Origin of the sequence: Sphingomonas sp. (assembly GCF_017304635.1) — a bacterium.
Lineage (GTDB): Bacteria > Pseudomonadota > Alphaproteobacteria > Sphingomonadales > Sphingomonadaceae > Sphingomonas.
Window position 1 is genome coordinate 390,059 of record NZ_JAFKMA010000003.1, and the last position, 15,125, is coordinate 405,183.

The 15,125-nt window shown below is 68.7% G+C and carries 15 protein-coding genes; 7 read left to right on the top strand and 8 right to left on the bottom strand.

What is annotated here, in order from left to right; genetic code table 11:
• Nucleotides 1–8 precede the first annotated feature (8 nt).
• The 7 genes from J0I47_RS11520 to J0I47_RS11550 all read left to right on the top strand — a co-directional run bounded on the left by J0I47_RS11520 (nt 9) and on the right by J0I47_RS11550 (nt 6,679).
• Nucleotides 9–1,112 carry a hypothetical protein gene (locus tag J0I47_RS11520; RefSeq protein ID WP_294047134.1) on the top strand — a complete coding sequence of 368 codons (1,104 nt, stop codon included), beginning with the start codon at nt 9–11 and terminating at the stop codon, nt 1,110–1,112.
• Nucleotides 1,113–1,116: 4 nt separating this feature from the next.
• Nucleotides 1,117–2,181, top strand: coding sequence for a cell wall hydrolase (locus tag J0I47_RS11525; RefSeq protein WP_294047135.1), 1,065 nt, complete (start codon nt 1,117–1,119; stop codon nt 2,179–2,181).
• A gap of 63 nt (nt 2,182–2,244) precedes the next feature.
• On the top strand, nt 2,245–2,811 hold the full coding sequence (gene rfbC, locus J0I47_RS11530) for a dTDP-4-dehydrorhamnose 3,5-epimerase (protein WP_294047136.1): 567 nt from the start codon (nt 2,245–2,247) through the stop codon (nt 2,809–2,811).
• 12 nt (nt 2,812–2,823) lie between these two features.
• A complete protein-coding gene (gene rfbB, locus J0I47_RS11535) occupies nt 2,824–3,876 on the top strand; it encodes a dTDP-glucose 4,6-dehydratase (protein ID WP_294047137.1) in 1,053 nt (350 codons plus the stop codon).
• Nucleotides 3,877–3,882: 6 nt separating this feature from the next.
• Nucleotides 3,883–4,770: a dTDP-4-dehydrorhamnose reductase gene (gene rfbD, locus J0I47_RS11540; RefSeq protein WP_294047138.1), complete on the top strand. Its 888-nt coding sequence runs from the start codon at nt 3,883–3,885 to the stop codon at nt 4,768–4,770.
• Nucleotides 4,767–5,687, top strand: coding sequence for a glucose-1-phosphate thymidylyltransferase RfbA (gene rfbA, locus J0I47_RS11545; protein ID WP_294047139.1), 921 nt, complete (start codon nt 4,767–4,769; stop codon nt 5,685–5,687). Before rfbD ends, rfbA begins: the two co-directional genes overlap by 4 nt.
• A complete protein-coding gene (locus J0I47_RS11550) occupies nt 5,684–6,679 on the top strand; it encodes a hypothetical protein (RefSeq protein ID WP_294047140.1) in 996 nt (331 codons plus the stop codon). Before rfbA ends, J0I47_RS11550 begins: the two co-directional genes overlap by 4 nt.
• A 61-nt stretch (nt 6,680–6,740) precedes the next feature.
• Here the strand turns inward: J0I47_RS11550 and J0I47_RS11555 are convergent, their stop codons facing one another.
• The 8 genes from J0I47_RS11555 to J0I47_RS11590 form a co-directional block, all read right to left on the bottom strand.
• Entirely contained in the window at nt 6,741–7,067 is a 327-nt protein-coding gene (locus tag J0I47_RS11555; protein ID WP_294047141.1) for a PEP-CTERM sorting domain-containing protein, read from the bottom strand.
• 175 nt (nt 7,068–7,242) lie between these two features.
• Nucleotides 7,243–8,226: an NAD(P)-dependent oxidoreductase gene (locus tag J0I47_RS11560; RefSeq protein ID WP_294047142.1), complete on the bottom strand. Its 984-nt coding sequence runs from the start codon at nt 8,224–8,226 to the stop codon at nt 7,243–7,245.
• Nucleotides 8,223–9,287: a Gfo/Idh/MocA family oxidoreductase gene (locus J0I47_RS11565; RefSeq protein WP_294047143.1), complete on the bottom strand. Its 1,065-nt coding sequence runs from the start codon at nt 9,285–9,287 to the stop codon at nt 8,223–8,225. Before J0I47_RS11565 ends, J0I47_RS11560 begins: the two co-directional genes overlap by 4 nt.
• On the bottom strand, nt 9,284–10,534 hold the full coding sequence (locus J0I47_RS11570) for a glycosyltransferase (RefSeq protein ID WP_294047144.1): 1,251 nt from the start codon (nt 10,532–10,534) through the stop codon (nt 9,284–9,286). The genes J0I47_RS11565 and J0I47_RS11570 overlap by 4 nt, the downstream gene beginning before the upstream one ends.
• The gene (locus J0I47_RS11575) at nt 10,531–11,496 is read right to left on the bottom strand and encodes a glycosyltransferase (RefSeq protein ID WP_294047145.1); all 966 of its coding nucleotides are present in this window, start codon (nt 11,494–11,496) and stop codon (nt 10,531–10,533) included. The genes J0I47_RS11570 and J0I47_RS11575 overlap by 4 nt, the downstream gene beginning before the upstream one ends.
• Complete coding sequence (locus tag J0I47_RS11580) at nt 11,489–12,985, bottom strand: oligosaccharide flippase family protein (RefSeq protein WP_294047146.1); 1,497 nt, start codon at nt 12,983–12,985, stop codon at nt 11,489–11,491. The genes J0I47_RS11575 and J0I47_RS11580 overlap by 8 nt, the downstream gene beginning before the upstream one ends.
• Nucleotides 12,982–13,680, bottom strand: coding sequence for a class I SAM-dependent methyltransferase (locus J0I47_RS11585; RefSeq protein ID WP_294047147.1), 699 nt, complete (start codon nt 13,678–13,680; stop codon nt 12,982–12,984). The genes J0I47_RS11580 and J0I47_RS11585 overlap by 4 nt, the downstream gene beginning before the upstream one ends.
• 81 nt (nt 13,681–13,761) lie before the next feature.
• Nucleotides 13,762–15,117: a hypothetical protein gene (locus J0I47_RS11590; RefSeq protein WP_294047148.1), complete on the bottom strand. Its 1,356-nt coding sequence runs from the start codon at nt 15,115–15,117 to the stop codon at nt 13,762–13,764.
• Nucleotides 15,118–15,125: the final 8 nt, after the last annotated feature.

Sequence of the window (15,125 nt, forward strand, 5' to 3'; positions counted from 1 at the left end):
GCACGACCGTGCGCCGCCGCGCGTGGCGGACGCTGACTTGGGCATTGCTGTGGCTGGTGCTGCTCGACATCGGCGCGAGCGTCGCCTTCTCTTTCTCGAAAGACGTGAAGGACGTCAATCCGGGCAAGCTGCAGCTGTTCTTCGATTATGGCCGCTCGATGGAGGCGCGGGTGCGCCGGATGACGCGTGCCGACCCGAGCGCGACCGCGCCGATCACGCTGGCCGGCTGGTACAGCCCGCTCAAGGCGACCGATCGACCCGCCGCGCCGGGCGCGACCCCGGTCACCGTCTACGGCATGAGCCACGCGATGCGGCTGGCCGAGGCGCTGCATAACGAATCGCCGAATTATGCGGTGCGCAGCGTCGGCGCGCCGGGCGCCACCACCAACTGGTCGTTAGGCGCGTATCGCCGCGACGCCGCCGGGCGGAAGAGCAAGGTCGTGGTGCTGGCGATCATGTCGTCGACGCTGCCCGAGATCACGTCGATGACGCCGATGACCTGGAACGTTAGCTTCCCGCTCGCCTATACGCAGGATCGCTACCTGATCGGCGGCGACGGCAAGCTGCGCGTCATTACCCCACCCTACGAATCGTTCACCGACTTTGTCGCGACGCTAGACGATCCGCGGAAATGGGCGGCGGCGGTGGCGATGTATGAACGCTACGACCCGTTCTACGACTCGCTGATGTTCCGCGCGACGTGGCTCGACCATTCGACGCTGGTACGCCTTGCTCGACGCGCCTGGATCAATCGCCGCGACCGTGAAACGGCGGGTGACGTGCTGACCGCGCGTGGCTTCAATGCCGACAGCGAGGCGGTGCGCGTCGCCAATGCGATCATCGCGCAATTCGCCGCGATGGCGCGGCATAACGGGCAAGTGCCGGTGATCTACGTCGTCAACAATTACGGCTACGGTGACCAGCTCCACCGCGCGCTGGCCGATACGCTGGAGCGCGACCATATCCCGTATCTGAGCTCCGAAAGCGTGGTCGATCCCAACGACCCGTCCAATTACTTGCCCGACACCCATTTCACCGATGCCAACGATCAGAAGCTGGCGCAGGCGCTCGACCAGGTGATCGCCGCCAATCTGCCGGCGGCGGCGCGGTGAGGACATGGCGGCGCTGACCCTTCCTGCCCGGCGCGGCTGGCGGCCGACGCGGCGCGAGCTGTGGCTGGCGCTGGCCGTCGTGCTGGTGATCGTCGTGCCGCTGATCCTCGGCAGCGATCGGCTGACGAAGATGCCGTGGGCCGGGCATCCCCGGTCGAGCGTGACGCAGCCGGTACCGCCGCCCGCCCCGGTGCCGACCGGCGACGTCGCGACGTTGCTGACCAACACCCCGCTCGCGATCGCGCCGGCCGATGCGGTGATGCTCAACGCGGCGCGGCCCAACGATCGCGCCGTTCACGACCGGGCGCGACCGTTCATCCTGCCCGCCGCGGCGACGGTGCCGCTGGGCAGCAGCGATGCCGCGCTCACCTGCATGACGCAGGCGATCTATTACGAAGCGGCGGTCGAGAGCGACACCGGCAAGCGCGCCGTCGCGCAGGTCGTGCTCAACCGCATGCGCAGCCCGATCTTCCCGCACACCGTCTGCGGCGTGGTGTTCCAGGGATCCGAACAGCGCACCGGCTGCCAGTTCAGCTTCACCTGCGACGGCAGCCTCGCGCGCAAGCCGTCGCTCGCCGGATGGATCGCCGCGCGCAGGATCGCGAGCGACGCGCTGGCGGGCCGTGTCGAGCGCTCGATCGGCCTCGCGACGCATTATCATGCCAACTACGTCGTGCCCTATTGGGCCGGGAGCCTGGACAAGGTGGCGACGATCGGCGCGCATATCTTCTACACGATGCGCGGGCCGCTCGGCCGGCCGCTGGCGTTCGGCGCACCGTACGATGCGATGGCCGAGGCGAGCGTGACGCCCGCCGCCGGCGATTCGGCCGCCGATGCTGCCGCGGCGCTGGCCTTGACGGGAGCGACGCCCGCGCCCGCCGTCGTCGCCCGGCCGATCAACCGCACGACCGTCCGCGACGACGCGCTCGGCACCGCGATCCACCCGACCCAGGCGCTGACCGCGCCCCCGGTCAGCGTGCTTCGCGCCGACGAAACCGGTGGCAAGCTGATGGCCGATCAGACCAAAGGCACGCTCGGTGCCGCGAAGCCGGCGATTAACCCGAAATAATAGGATGATCGCGCAGGGGCTTCAACGTACAGGGCGGCTGCGCGCAAGGAACGACGACACACGATGAGCGACAGCCCCGTCCGCCTGATCCGCGCCAAGCGCCACAGCGACGCGCGCGGTTGGTTTACCGAAACCTACAACCGCGACACGTTCGCCGGACTCGGCATCGATACGGTGTTCGTGCAGGACAATCATTCCTATTCGGCGCCCGCCTTCACGCTGCGCGGCCTGCATTTCCAGGCGCCCCCGCGCGCGCAGGCGAAGCTGGTGCGGTGCATCCGCGGTCGCGTGTTCGATGTCGCAGTCGATATCCGCCGCGGCTCGCCGACTTTTGGCCAGTGGGTCGGCGCCGAATTGTCAGCCGAAAATGGCGACCAGCTCTACATCCCGGTCGGGTTCGCACATGGGTTCGTAACGCTCGAGCGCGATTGCGAGGTCGTCTACAAATGCTCCGACCTGTACGCGCCGCAGGCGGATGGCGGGGTGCGCTGGGACAGCGCAGGGATCGACTGGCCGATCCCCGCCGGCACGACGCCCGAACTGTCCGACAAGGACAAGGTGCAGCCCCTGCTCGCCGACTTCGACACCCCGTTCAGCTATGACGGCCGCCCGCTGGCGCCGTTGGTCTAAGAGGTTCCCCAGATGCGCATCTTCGTCACCGGCGGCGCCGGGTTCATCGGATCGGCGCTGGTCCGCCACCTGATCGAACGGACCGACCACGTCGTGCTCAACTTCGACAAGCTGACCTATGCCGGCAACCTGTCGACGGTCGCGCAGGTAGCGGACTCGAACCGCTACGGCTTCGTGCGGGGCGACATCTGCGACGCGGCGGCGGTGCGCGCGGCGATCGCCGAGTTCCGGCCCGACGTCGTCACGCACCTGGCCGCCGAAAGCCATGTCGACCGCTCGATCGACGGACCGGGCGCGTTCATCGAGACCAACGTGGTCGGCACCTACACAATGCTCGGCGAAGCACTGGCCTATTGGCAGTCGCTCGACTCGGACGCGAAGGCACGATTCCGCTTCCATCACATCTCGACCGACGAGGTGTACGGTTCGCTCGGCGAGACCGGCTTCTTTACCGAGGATACGCCCTACGATCCGCGCTCGCCCTATTCGGCGTCGAAGGCGGGGTCGGACCATCTCGTGTCAGCCTGGGGGCATACGTTCGGACTGCCGGTGCTGGTGACCAACTGCTCGAACAATTACGGGCCCTATCACTTCCCCGAAAAGCTGATCCCGCTGATGATCGCCAAGGCGCTCGATGGCGAGCTGCTGCCGATCTACGGTAAGGGCGACCAGGTGCGCGACTGGCTATTCGTCGAGGATCACGTCCGCGCGTTGCAGACCGTATTCGAGCGGGGCGTGCCGGGACGCAGCTACAATATCGGCGGGAACAACGAGAAGCAGAATATCGAGGTGGTGCATACGCTGTGCGCGATCCTCGATCGCCTGCGCCCGCGCGCCGACGGCCACGCCTATGCCGAGCAGATCACCTCGGTCGCCGACCGGCCTGGGCACGACAAGCGCTACGCGATCGACGCCTCGCGCATTCGCGACGAGCTCGGCTGGTCGCCCGCCGAGACGTTCGAGAGTGGGATCGAGAAGACAATTGCCTGGTACCTCGCCAACGAGGCGTGGTGGCGGCCGCTGGTCGCGGCCAAGGCGGCCGAGCGCCGCGGGCTGGCGGCGTAAGCGGCGATGCCTGACATCCTCGTCACCGGCGGCGGCGGCCAACTCGGCTCGGAGTTGCAGCGCGCGAACTGGCCCGCGGGCTGGCGGGTGGTCGCGATCGACGTCGCCGATCTCGATATGCGCGACACCGCCGCGATCGCCGCCAAGGTCACCGAACGCCCCTGGGCCGCGATCATCAACGGCGCGGCCTACACCGCCGTCGACCAGGCCGAGAGCGACCAAGTCACCGCCTGGGCGATCAACGCGCTCGCCCCCGCCGCCTTCGCCGCCGCCTGCGCGACGGCGGATATCCCGCTGATCCAGGTCTCGACCGACTATGTCTTCGCCGGCGACAAGGTCGGCGCCTACGAGCCCGGCGACGCGGTCGGCCCGATCGGCGTCTATGGCGCCTCCAAGCTGGGCGGCGAATTCGCAGTCCGCACCAGCGGCGCGCGGCACGTCGTCGTTCGCACCGCCTGGGTGATTTCCGCGCACGGCCGCAACTTCGTGAAGACGATGCTCGCGCTCGCCGCCGACCGCGACCAATTGCGCGTCGTCGCCGATCAGCACGGCTCGCCGACCGCCGCCGCCGACCTGGCCGACACGCTGATGCGGATCGCGGTCCGGCTGGTGGAGGACAAAGACGCTCCGACCGGCACGTTCCATTTCAGTAATGCCGGCGCGACCGACTGGGCCGCGTTCGCGACCGAGATCTTCCGCCAGTCGACCGCGCGCGGCGGCCCATCCGCGACGGTCGAGCCGATCCCGTCCGCCGCCTACCCCACGCCGGCCCGGCGTCCGGCCAATTCGCTGCTGTCGCACGACGCGATCGGCCAGGCCTATGGCATCACCCCCCGCGCGTGGCAGGACGCGCTGGGCGACATCCTCGACGAACTGATCGGACCCGTAACATGAAGGGCATCATCCTCGCCGGCGGTTCCGGCACGCGGCTGCACCCGGCGACGCTGGCGGTGAACAAGCAGTTGCTGCCGGTCTACGACAAGCCGATGATCTATTATCCGCTGTCGGTGCTGATGCTCGCCGACATCCGCGACATCCTCATCATCTCCAGCCCCGAATATCTCGCCAACTACCAGCGCCTGTTCGGCGACGGGTCGGCGATCGGGCTGGCGATCAGCTATGCCGAGCAGCCGCGACCGGAGGGGCTGGCGCAGGCGTTCACGATCGGGGCGGACTTCATCGGCGACGATCGCGTCGCGCTGGTGCTGGGCGACAACATCTTCTTCGGCGCCGGCCTGCCCGAACTGCTGGCGAGCGCGGTCGCGCGCGACCAGGGGGCGACCGTGTTCAGCTATCAGGTCGAGGATCCCGAACGCTACGGCGTGGTCGAGCTCGACGCCGACGGCCGCGCGATCAGCATCGAGGAAAAGCCGGCGGTGCCGAAGTCGAACTGCGCGGTGACGGGCCTGTATTTCTACGACAATCGCGTCGTCGACTATGCCCGCAACCTGACGCCGTCGGCGCGCGGCGAGCTGGAGATCACCGACCTCAACCGGCTCTACATGGCGGCGGGCGACCTGTTCGTCGAACAGATGGGCCGCGGCTATGCCTGGCTCGACACCGGCACGCACGACAGCCTGCTCGAGGCAAGCGAGTTCGTTCGCACACTGCAACATCGCCAAGGCATCCAGATCGCCTGTCTGGAGGAGATCGCGTTCGAGCACGGTTTCATCGATGCCGACACCGCGACCGCGCTCGGCAAACGCTACGAGAAGACGGCGTACGGCCGCGCCATCCTGCGCGCGGTCGAGCGCGGCCCGCGCGAACGCCGCGTGCGCGGTCCCGACCGCCGCCGGGACGAGCGGGCGTGAGCGAACCGGCCATGGCGTCCGCCGCGGTCAACGTCGCCGAGTTCGACGGCAGCGTCACCTCGTTCGTGCCGTTCCCGCCGGGCCTGCGCGTGACCGAGATCAGCGCGCAGCCGGCCAATGCGATCGAACGCGCCGTCACGCGGCCCAAACTGTCGCGGCTGCGCGCCGGGGCGCAGGCCGTGCTGGCCTCGTCGCACGGCGAGCCGATCGTGTCGCACATGCCGCGCGTGTCGCTGATGGTGGCGTGGCAGAAACGGTTCTGGGGCAGGAAGTCGCGGCACCTCGCCTTCACCTTCAACTTCACCGACCTGCCGCAGGGATCGCGCTATCGCAAAGCTTGGGCACCGCTTGAGGACGTAACGCGGTTCATCGTATTCTCCGCGTTCGAACGGGAGCTCTATTCGGCCCATTTCGGCCTGCCGATCGAGCGGTTCGAGCGGCTGCTCTGGGCGCAGACCACGCCGGTCGTCGCGCCGACCAATGCCTTTGCCACACCGGGCAACTATGTCGCCGCGGTCGGTGGCGAGGGGCGCGATCACGTCACGCTGATGCGCGCCGCCGCGATGCTGCCGCACATCCCGTTCCTCGTCGTCTGCCGGCCGCACAATCGGCTGCCCGAGATCCCGGCGAACGTCACGGTCCACACCAATCTCGACGCGCCGACGTCGTGGCGGATCACGCAGGACGCCGCCTGTTCGATCGTCCCGCTGAAGTCGGCGGAGACGTGTTGCGGGCACATCACCATCGTCGGATCGGAGTTGGTCGGCACGCCGGTCGTCGCGACGCGGAGTGCGGCGACCGTCGAATATACCGAGGATGTCGCACAGTGCGAGCCGGGGGACGCGCAAGGGCTAGCCGCGCTGATCGATCACGCGTTCCGCTCGTCGGCGACGCTTCGTGCCGAGACGCAAGCGCGGATTCCGGCCAAGCTCGCCAAGTATGATCGCGACGCGTGGCAGCGATCGATCGCCGACTTCCTCGCCGGCGGTTGACCGGCCCCAACGAAAAAGGGGCAGCTATCGCCGCCCTGCTGGTCCACTCGATTGACGGCGATCAGCTGTAGCGAACGCGCGCGCGGGGCTTGCGCGTGGTGCGACCGCGGACGGCAAAGCTGAGCCCGAAAAAGCCCAGGATCATCATCGCCCAAGTCGCCGGCTCGGGCAAGTGCTCGCGGCTCGCGTCGCGCGCGACCGCCGCTCCGTTGACGTAGGGCGGCGCCGGCTCGAAATTGTACGCGGCCACGGTGCCGCTATACGTCGCTTCGCTGGACATCGACGTCACGACCACCGACGCATTGGCCGACATCGGCACGACGGCGCAGCTGATAGCTGCTACGACGAAGGCTTTCGAGAGCCCCAGGTGGATCGACGAACGAGCCACAACCCCTTTTCCTTCTGTTACGCATCATGGCCGAATACGACCGGCGACTCGCTCAACCCCGCGTCAACGAGTCGGTTCCCGATACTCCCGCAAAACGTGCCGGTAAACGCGCGATTCGGGCGGAAAATCGGCCTGTGTCAAAGTGAAACGTCGTGACCGGTGTTAAGAAAAGCGGTCAGTCGGCACGTTTGACGAGCCTCGCGACCCCGGTGGCCAGATCGACTCTCGGCGTCCAGCCAAGCGCTTCGCGTGCCCGCACGTTCGGATAGTGCAACGGCCGCCAACGCACCCGCTGGCGCGGCGGGTCGAGCAGTTCTGGCAACCGCGCCTTCCCCTTGAAGAACAGCCGGCTGGCGAGCTTCGCCGACCAGCCGAGCGCGAGCACGGCGACATAGGGCACCGGCACCGCAATGCCGGTCGGCACGCCCGCCTGCTTCGCGAGGCGGTGGTAACGCCAGTGCGACGGCTGCTCGGGATCGATCAGGTCGACCGTCAACGGCGCGTCGAGCGGGGCCGCCAACGCGGCGACGATCGCATCGGCGCAATTGTCGACATGCACCAGCCGCATCCGCGACCGCGGCGCGAAGATCAGGTCGAACCGTCCGGCCTTCAGCCCGGTCCCCGCGTCCCAATCCTTGCCCGGCCCGTAGATCGCGCCGGGGCGGACGACGACCAGTTCGATCTCCTGCCGCGTGGCGTGATCGCGCACCAGCCGCTCCTGCAACAGCTTGGTCTGGGTGTAGGCGTCGCGGCGCAGCGGATCGCGCTCGAGCGGGGTCGCTTCGTCGAGCACGCCGTTGAATTTGGGCGCATCGAAATCGTAGACCGACAGGCTGCTGACATGGACGATCCGCCGCAGCGTATGGGGCAGCGCGGCGAGCAGGTTCTCGGTCGCGAGCACCGTGCCCGCCAGCTGCGACGGCAAGTCGCCGAACGCCGCGGCGCAGTGCACCACCGCGTCGACGTCGCCGATCGCGTCGCACCACGCCCCGCGCTGGCGCAGATCACCGGCAAGCGGCGTCACGCCGGCCGGGAACGTGCCGCCCTTCGCCAGCGATACCGGGCGGACCATCGCCAGCACCTGATGCCCGGCCCGCGCCGCCGCCGCCGCGACCGCCCGGCCTAGGAAGCCGCCGGCACCCGTGACCAGAACCTTCACGACGCGTCCGCCAACGCGACCAGCCGGTCGCACATCCGCGCGGTCGCGATCATCTCCGTCGCAGTGATCGGGGGCGGCGTACCGTCGATGATCGCACGATAGACCGCCTCCAGCATCCGCGGCAGGCCGTGCATCGTCCCGTGCTGCATGATCTTGTTGCGCAGGTTCGCCCAGCCGGCGCGGCGCAACGCCTTGCCGTTGGCGACCTGGCCGAACGGGGCGCGCTTGCCGACATTGGGCGCGGCATCGTAGCGCAGATAGGGGTTGTAGAGGTCGGTCTCCGCCGTCCCCTCGGTTCCGCGCACGACCACGCGGAACGCTTCGGGATAGGCGTCGGTCGCGATCCGCAGCCGTCCGCGCACGCGCCCGTCGTCGATCAGCGCATCGATATGGTCGAACCCGGCGCGTGGGTTGGCGGTACGATTCTGCAGGAACCCGCGCGCCTCATATTCGTCGCCGACGCCGCTCAGCGCTTCGAACAGATAGATTAGATGCGGCAGGAAATCGTGCACCGCGCCGGCCGGCAACGCCACCGCCCGCCCGCTCAGGTTGCGATCGCCGAACGGACCGGCGAGGAAATCGAGCGACAGCAACACGTCGCATTCGGCGACGCGGCCAAGCCGGCCGTCGGCGATCAGCTTGCGCAGCGCGATCACCGCGTCGTTCCACAACAGGTTACGGCTTTCGACCAGCACCTTGCCCGCCAGGTCGGCGGCGTGGATCAGCCCGGCGGTCTCCGCCTCGGTTCCCGTCATCGGCTTTTCGCAGACGACGTGGGCGCCGGCCGCCAGCGCCTGACGGACGATCGCATCATGGGTGTGCGGCGGGGTCAGGACGTGGACGATGTCCGGCGTCACTTGCGCGAGCAACGTCGCGACGTCGGTGTAGGTGGCGCCAGCGCCGAACCGCTCGCCAGCCGCGGCGGCCATCGCCGGCGACATGTCGCACACCGCGACCAGGTCGGCGAGCGGCGAGGTGGCGACGAACGGCAGATGCTCGTACGCGATCGCGCCGCAGCCGATCACCGCCGCACGCAGGGGTTGCTGCCGGATCGGAGTCATGCGCCGAGCCTGCGCAACAGGTCGGCCATCGCGCGGCCATTGGCGGCCTGGTCGTGCAGCTGTTCGACGCGCGCGCGACCGGCGGCGGCGCGCGTCGCGGCAAGCGCCGGGTTCTCGATCGCCTCGCGCAAGGCATCGGCCAGCGCGTCGGCGCGCGCGGGCGGCACCGTCCAGGCGGTTACGCCGTTTTCGGCAAGCTCCGGAATTCCGGCGATCCAGGTGGTCACGACAGGCACGCCGGCCGCCATCGCCTCCATGATCGACACGGGCAACCCCTCGCTGAACGACGGCAGGCAGAAAATGTCGGCGCGGCGCAGTTCGGTCCGGACATCGGCGGGGGCGAGTTCGCCCATGAGCGTCACGCGATCCGCGAGATCGAACCGGGCGATCGCCGCTTCCAGCGCTCCCCGCTCCGGCCCTTCGCCGATCAGCAGCAGCCGCGCCACGACCCCCGCGTCGCGCAACCGTGCCATCGCGTCGAGCAGGACCGAAAACCCCTTTTCGGGCGACAGCCGCCCCAGCGCGACGATCGTCGGCGCCTCGCTCCCTCGCTCGCGCGGCGCGAACTGCCACGCGGTCAGATCGACCCCGCAGCGAACGACATGCGCGCGCGGCCAGATCGCGGAGTCGGCCTGCAGGAACAGCTGCCCACGCGTGAAGTCGCTGACGCACACCACGGCCGCCGCCGCCGGCGCCTTCAGGTCGAGGCGCGTCTCGGCCGGATCGACGAAATCGTGGAAGCCGTGGATCGTGAAGCTGAACCCGGCGGGCTTGCCGTCGAGTGCGATTATCCGGCTGGCGAACCAGGCGATGGTCGCCGGCGCCAGCCCAAAATGCGCGTGGAGGTGGCGGATGCCCTGCCGCTGCGCCACACGCGCGACGCGCGCGGCCTGGACGAAGTGCGCCAGCCGCCGCGCCATCCGGCGCGGACTGCCGCCGGCACTCGTCAGCGCCAGCCACTTGATCCGCGCCATCCCGATCGGATGGCGGAGCGTCAGCGCGATCGCGTCGCCGATCGCGCCGAGCGGTCGATCCTTGAGGTAGTGCGTCGCCGCGCTGCGTTCGCGCGCCCTCGGAACGGCGAGTTCGACGGCGTCCGGCCGATTCATTGCAAACGTTTCGACGGCCATGCCGGTCGCCATGACGCTGTCGATCTCGCCCGCGATGAAGGTCTGCGCATTCCGCGGGTAATGCGTCATGACATAGCCGACCGCGCCGGCCGGGTTCGCGGCGGCAGGATCGGTCATTTGTAGATCAACGTCCCGCCGGCATCGCCGCGCATGGCGCGCCACATATAGCGCAGGGCCCCCGCCAATTCGGCGAAATGGGCGACCGCCGCCAGCGTCGCATGCCGCACGCCGACGCGGCCCGACCAGCGCGCGATCTGGAGCAGGTTGACGCCCGGCCACAGCAGGATCGCGAGCGGATGCACGGCGATGGCGAGAGCGATGCTGACCAGCGGCAGCGCGGCGCCCCAGCCGAACGCCCGGCTTAGCTCGCGATTGTAGAGCGGCTGGCCCTGCCCGCGTGTCGCCCGCCACGCCTGGGCATAGCCGAACCCGCTGCGCACGCCGCGCCGCCACCACTGGCTGAACCTGAATGTCGCGGCGTCGTGGATCGTCATCGGCGCGTCGAGCCGCATGATCCGCCACCGTGTGGCGCGCAGGCGGCTGCACAGCTCCGGCTCCTCACCGGCGATCATCCGGGCGTCGAAGCCCCCCACGGCGCGATAGGCATCGGCCCGCATCATCGCGTCGCCGCCGCACGAATCGGTCTCGCCCGCCGGCTGCCGCCACTCGTAATCGGCGAGCGCGTTGTAGAACGACGCTTCCGGATGCCGCTCCCGCCGCCGCCCGCCGACCGCGGCGAAGTCGGGATGCGCGGCCAGGAAATCAGCCGCCGTCGTCAGCCAGCCTGCCTCCAGCTCGCAATCGCCGTCGACGAACATCACCAGCGACGTCTCCGGGTGCCGGTCGAACAGCAACGCCGCGCCTTCCGTCCGCGCCCGCGCCGCGGTGAACGGTCGCGCCAGGTCGAGCGGCAGGACGATGGCGCCGGCGGCGCGTGCCGCCTCCGGGCTGCCGTCGGTCGAGGCGCTGTCGACATAGACCACCGGCACGCCGCCGCCGATCGAGGCGAGGCAGCGTTTCAGCCGCTCGCCCTCGTTGCGGCCGATCGCGACGACGCCGATGGCGGGCACGTCAGCCATGCACCGCCGCCCCCAGCGCCCACCATTGCTGGAAGGTCGGCACCAGCCCGACCGCCCCCAGCGCGAACTTAAGTGCCACCGCCAGCACCGCGATGCCGACCGTGATCGCCACGTCGTCGCGGACCGACGCCAGGCTCTCCGCCCGCAGCGCCAGCGCCAGCGCCAGCCAGCGCCCGATCTCGCCGAACATCAGCACGATCAGCCCGGCGAACACGCCGTAATGCGGCACGAACAGCGGCAGGCCGACGATCAGGATGGCGAACTTGGCGACGTTGCCGGCGGCACTCGCGCGCGGCTTGTCGAGCCCGAACAGCGTCGCCTCGCCGAACGCGCCGAGCACCGCGAACCATGCGCTCGCCAGCAGCACCGGCAGCATGAACGCAGCTTCGTGATAGCGCTTGTCGTAGAGGAACAGGATCAGCCGGTCGGACACCGCCAGCGACACCGCCAGCGCGACGCCGATCGCCGCCAGCGCCAGCCGCCGCTTGCGCTGGAACGTCGCCGACACCTCGCCGCGCTTGTGCCGCAGCTCGACGATCTTGGGGAAGACCAGGAACGATCCGAACCGCTGCGCCAGCGCGTTGAGCATGTCGGAAAAGGTGCGGCTGACGCCGTACACGCCGACCAGCGCCAGTGGCAGCACCGCGCTGAAATAGATCTTGTCGGTGCTCATCGCCGCGAAATAGATCGCCGTCGACAGGAACACCCATTTGCCGAAATGGAAGATCTCCGACGAATATTCGGGATGCCAGGTCAGCCGCGGCAGACGGAACGGCGCGAAGCAATAGGTCAGGACGGTCGACACCAGCGAGCTGAAGAACAATCCCCAGACCAGCGCCCAGACGTTCCCCCACCACCAGGCGAGCCCGATCGTGATCGCCGATTGCAGCACGGTGCACGCCATGTCGTATACGCCGCGCTGGCCGACGCGCATGTCGCGCTGCATCACGAAGATGTCGGGCGATTGCAGGCCGGTGAAGATGAACGTGACGCCGACCACCGCGACGATCGGCGCTAGGTCGGGGTTGCCGTAGGCGCGCGACAGCGGCACCGCCGCCAGCAGCGCGAGCACCATCAGCGCGACGCCGCGCAGGAACTGCACCGTGAACGCCGTGTCCAGGAACGTCTGGTCGTGGGCGTGCGGGCTGCGCACCACGCTTTGCCCGATGCCCAGGTCGGACAGCAATTCGGTGCCCGTGCGGAAGGTGTTGATGAGCACCATCACACCGAACATCTCCGGCGCGAGCAGGCGGGCGAGGACGATGTTGGTCAGCAGGCGCAGCATCTGCTGCACCCCGAACGGCAGGGTCAGCCAGATCGCGCGCCGCGCCATCGGATCGCGCAGCGCCGCCGCCGCCACGTTGCGCGGGCGCAAGCGGCGGTCGGGCGGCGGCGGCAGCGTCGCGGCGTCCGTGTCGAGCAGCGGACCGCCGGCGCTCAAGGCGTCATTCGTCGGCGTGCGAGGATCGCGCGCCTGGGACGGGGTCATTTGTAAGCCTTGATATACGCGTAGCTCGACAGGCTGGTCCATTCGCGACGCGCCGCCAGGTCCGAGAACCAGCGGTGGACGCTGCGCAGGACCGGAATTTTCTCGTAGTAGAAATGGCCGTAGAAGTTGCGAATCTCGACCTTCTTGTACCCGATCTCGGTCAGCTTGCGCGCCATCTTGTCGGGATTGCCATAGCACATCGAGTAATAAGCCGGAAACTTCGGGTTGATCGCGCGGCGCGGCGCGAACTTCGCCAGCACCCAGCTGGTCAGCCGTTCTGGCAGGAACTTGTTGATGACGAACGGCACCGCATACAGCGTCGGGATCAGGTGGAACGCCGCCCCGCCTTCCCGCAGCACCTGATAGACGTTGCGGTGCATCGCCTCGCCGTCCGCCACGTGCTCGGCCAGGAAGCGCGAGAACACGACGTCATACTGGTCGCGGAAGTTGCTCGCGTCGCCGCTGACGTCGAAACGCGCCGCGTCATAGCCTTCGGGCAGCAGCGCCAGTTCCTCCGCGCTGATGTCGTTGACCGTGTACGAGCGGATCGACGACGGCATCTCCTCCAATGTGAAGGACGGCCGTCGTCCGGCGCCCAGTTCGAGGACGCCGGCATGCGGATACGACGCGACGATGCCTTTCAGGACATCGCCATAGCCGAGCATCCCGGTTTCCCAGCTCTTTTCGACTTCCATGTTACTCTCGGCCCCCTGGTGAGAAAGGTTGCGTCCCCCCGAACGCCGAATGTCGCCCCGTGTGCATAATCATGATCCCTGTCAACGCGCGCGCCGGCCGGCCACAGCCAGCCCCGGCGTCAGGCGAGGCGCCGGCGCCCGCTGTGGCGCAGGTCGCGCGTTCTTGCGATAGCGTTCACCACGAATCTGCGACGCGATGATCGCCAGGTTGAGGAACACCATCGCTAGCACGTTGTACGTCACCACCGCGAACTCGAAATTGTTGTGGACGATGTTGACGCCCATCGCGACCGCCGAGCCCAGCGCCATCTCGCCGGCGAAGCCCTGGCGGCGCGAAAAGGCCAGCCGCAGGCCGGCGAGCAACGGCACCACCAGCATCAGGATCAGCGCCAGCTCGCCCAGCCAGCCCGTTTCGGCGCGCGTCAGCAGATAGGCATTGTGCACCGGCGCGGAGCGGTTGGCGAAGTTCCACGCGACGCCCGCGCGATCGGCATAGCCCTTGGTATTGGCGGTCGGCACGTAGAGGTTGGCGCCGACCCCGAACGGGTGGTCGCTCGCCATCGCCGTCGCGGCACGTTCGAACGCCGGGCGCTGGTCGTCCTGCGCGGTGATCGAGTTCGACCCGAAGCGATCCTTCAGCGTCAGCGCGGCGAGCGGGGCGGCGATCGCCAGGGCCAGCATGCCGAGACCGACCACCTTGCCCTTGACCGGCGTGTAGCCCCGGATCAGCGACAACAGCATCAGCACGACGACCCCGCCGCCCGAAATCGCCATCGCGCCGCGCGATCCGCCGCCCGCGATCACGATCAGGCCCGCGCCGATCCCCGCCACGATCAGCTTGCGCCGGTCCCCGGCCAGCAGCGCGGCGAGCAGCGGCAGCAGCGCCAGTTCGGTCATCATGCCCAGCGAGTTCTGGTGGAACATCGTGCCGGTCGCCTGGACCATGCCGTGCGCCTTCTGCTGAATGACGTAGCTCGCTTGCAGCATCAGCCCGAGCGACAGGCCGGTCAGCAACCCTCCGCGCAGGTCGTCGCGGTGAATTTCGCTCGCCAGGGCCGCGAACAGCAACGTCATTCGCGCGAACTGCCAGCAGACGAAGAACGTCGCCATCGGCACCGACGCCGGCACCAGCGACATGGTGACGGCCGCGCCGTAGAAGGCGATCACCCCCCATAACGGCACGCGGCCGGGCAAGCGCGGGCGCGTCAGGATCAGCGCGAGCGACAGCGAATCGATCGGCGAGATTTCCATCCCGCGGACGGTCCCGGTCCACAACGGCCAGGCGATGATCGCGCCATCGATGCGCAGCGTGTCGCCCAGGAACAGCATCAGGCCGATCGCCGTGAACGCCAGCCCGCGCTTGTGCGGATGCGACCGCAGCATCGACATGAACGCCGGCAGGCTGACGAGGATGACGGCAAGGACGACGAAGCGCATGGCTAGCG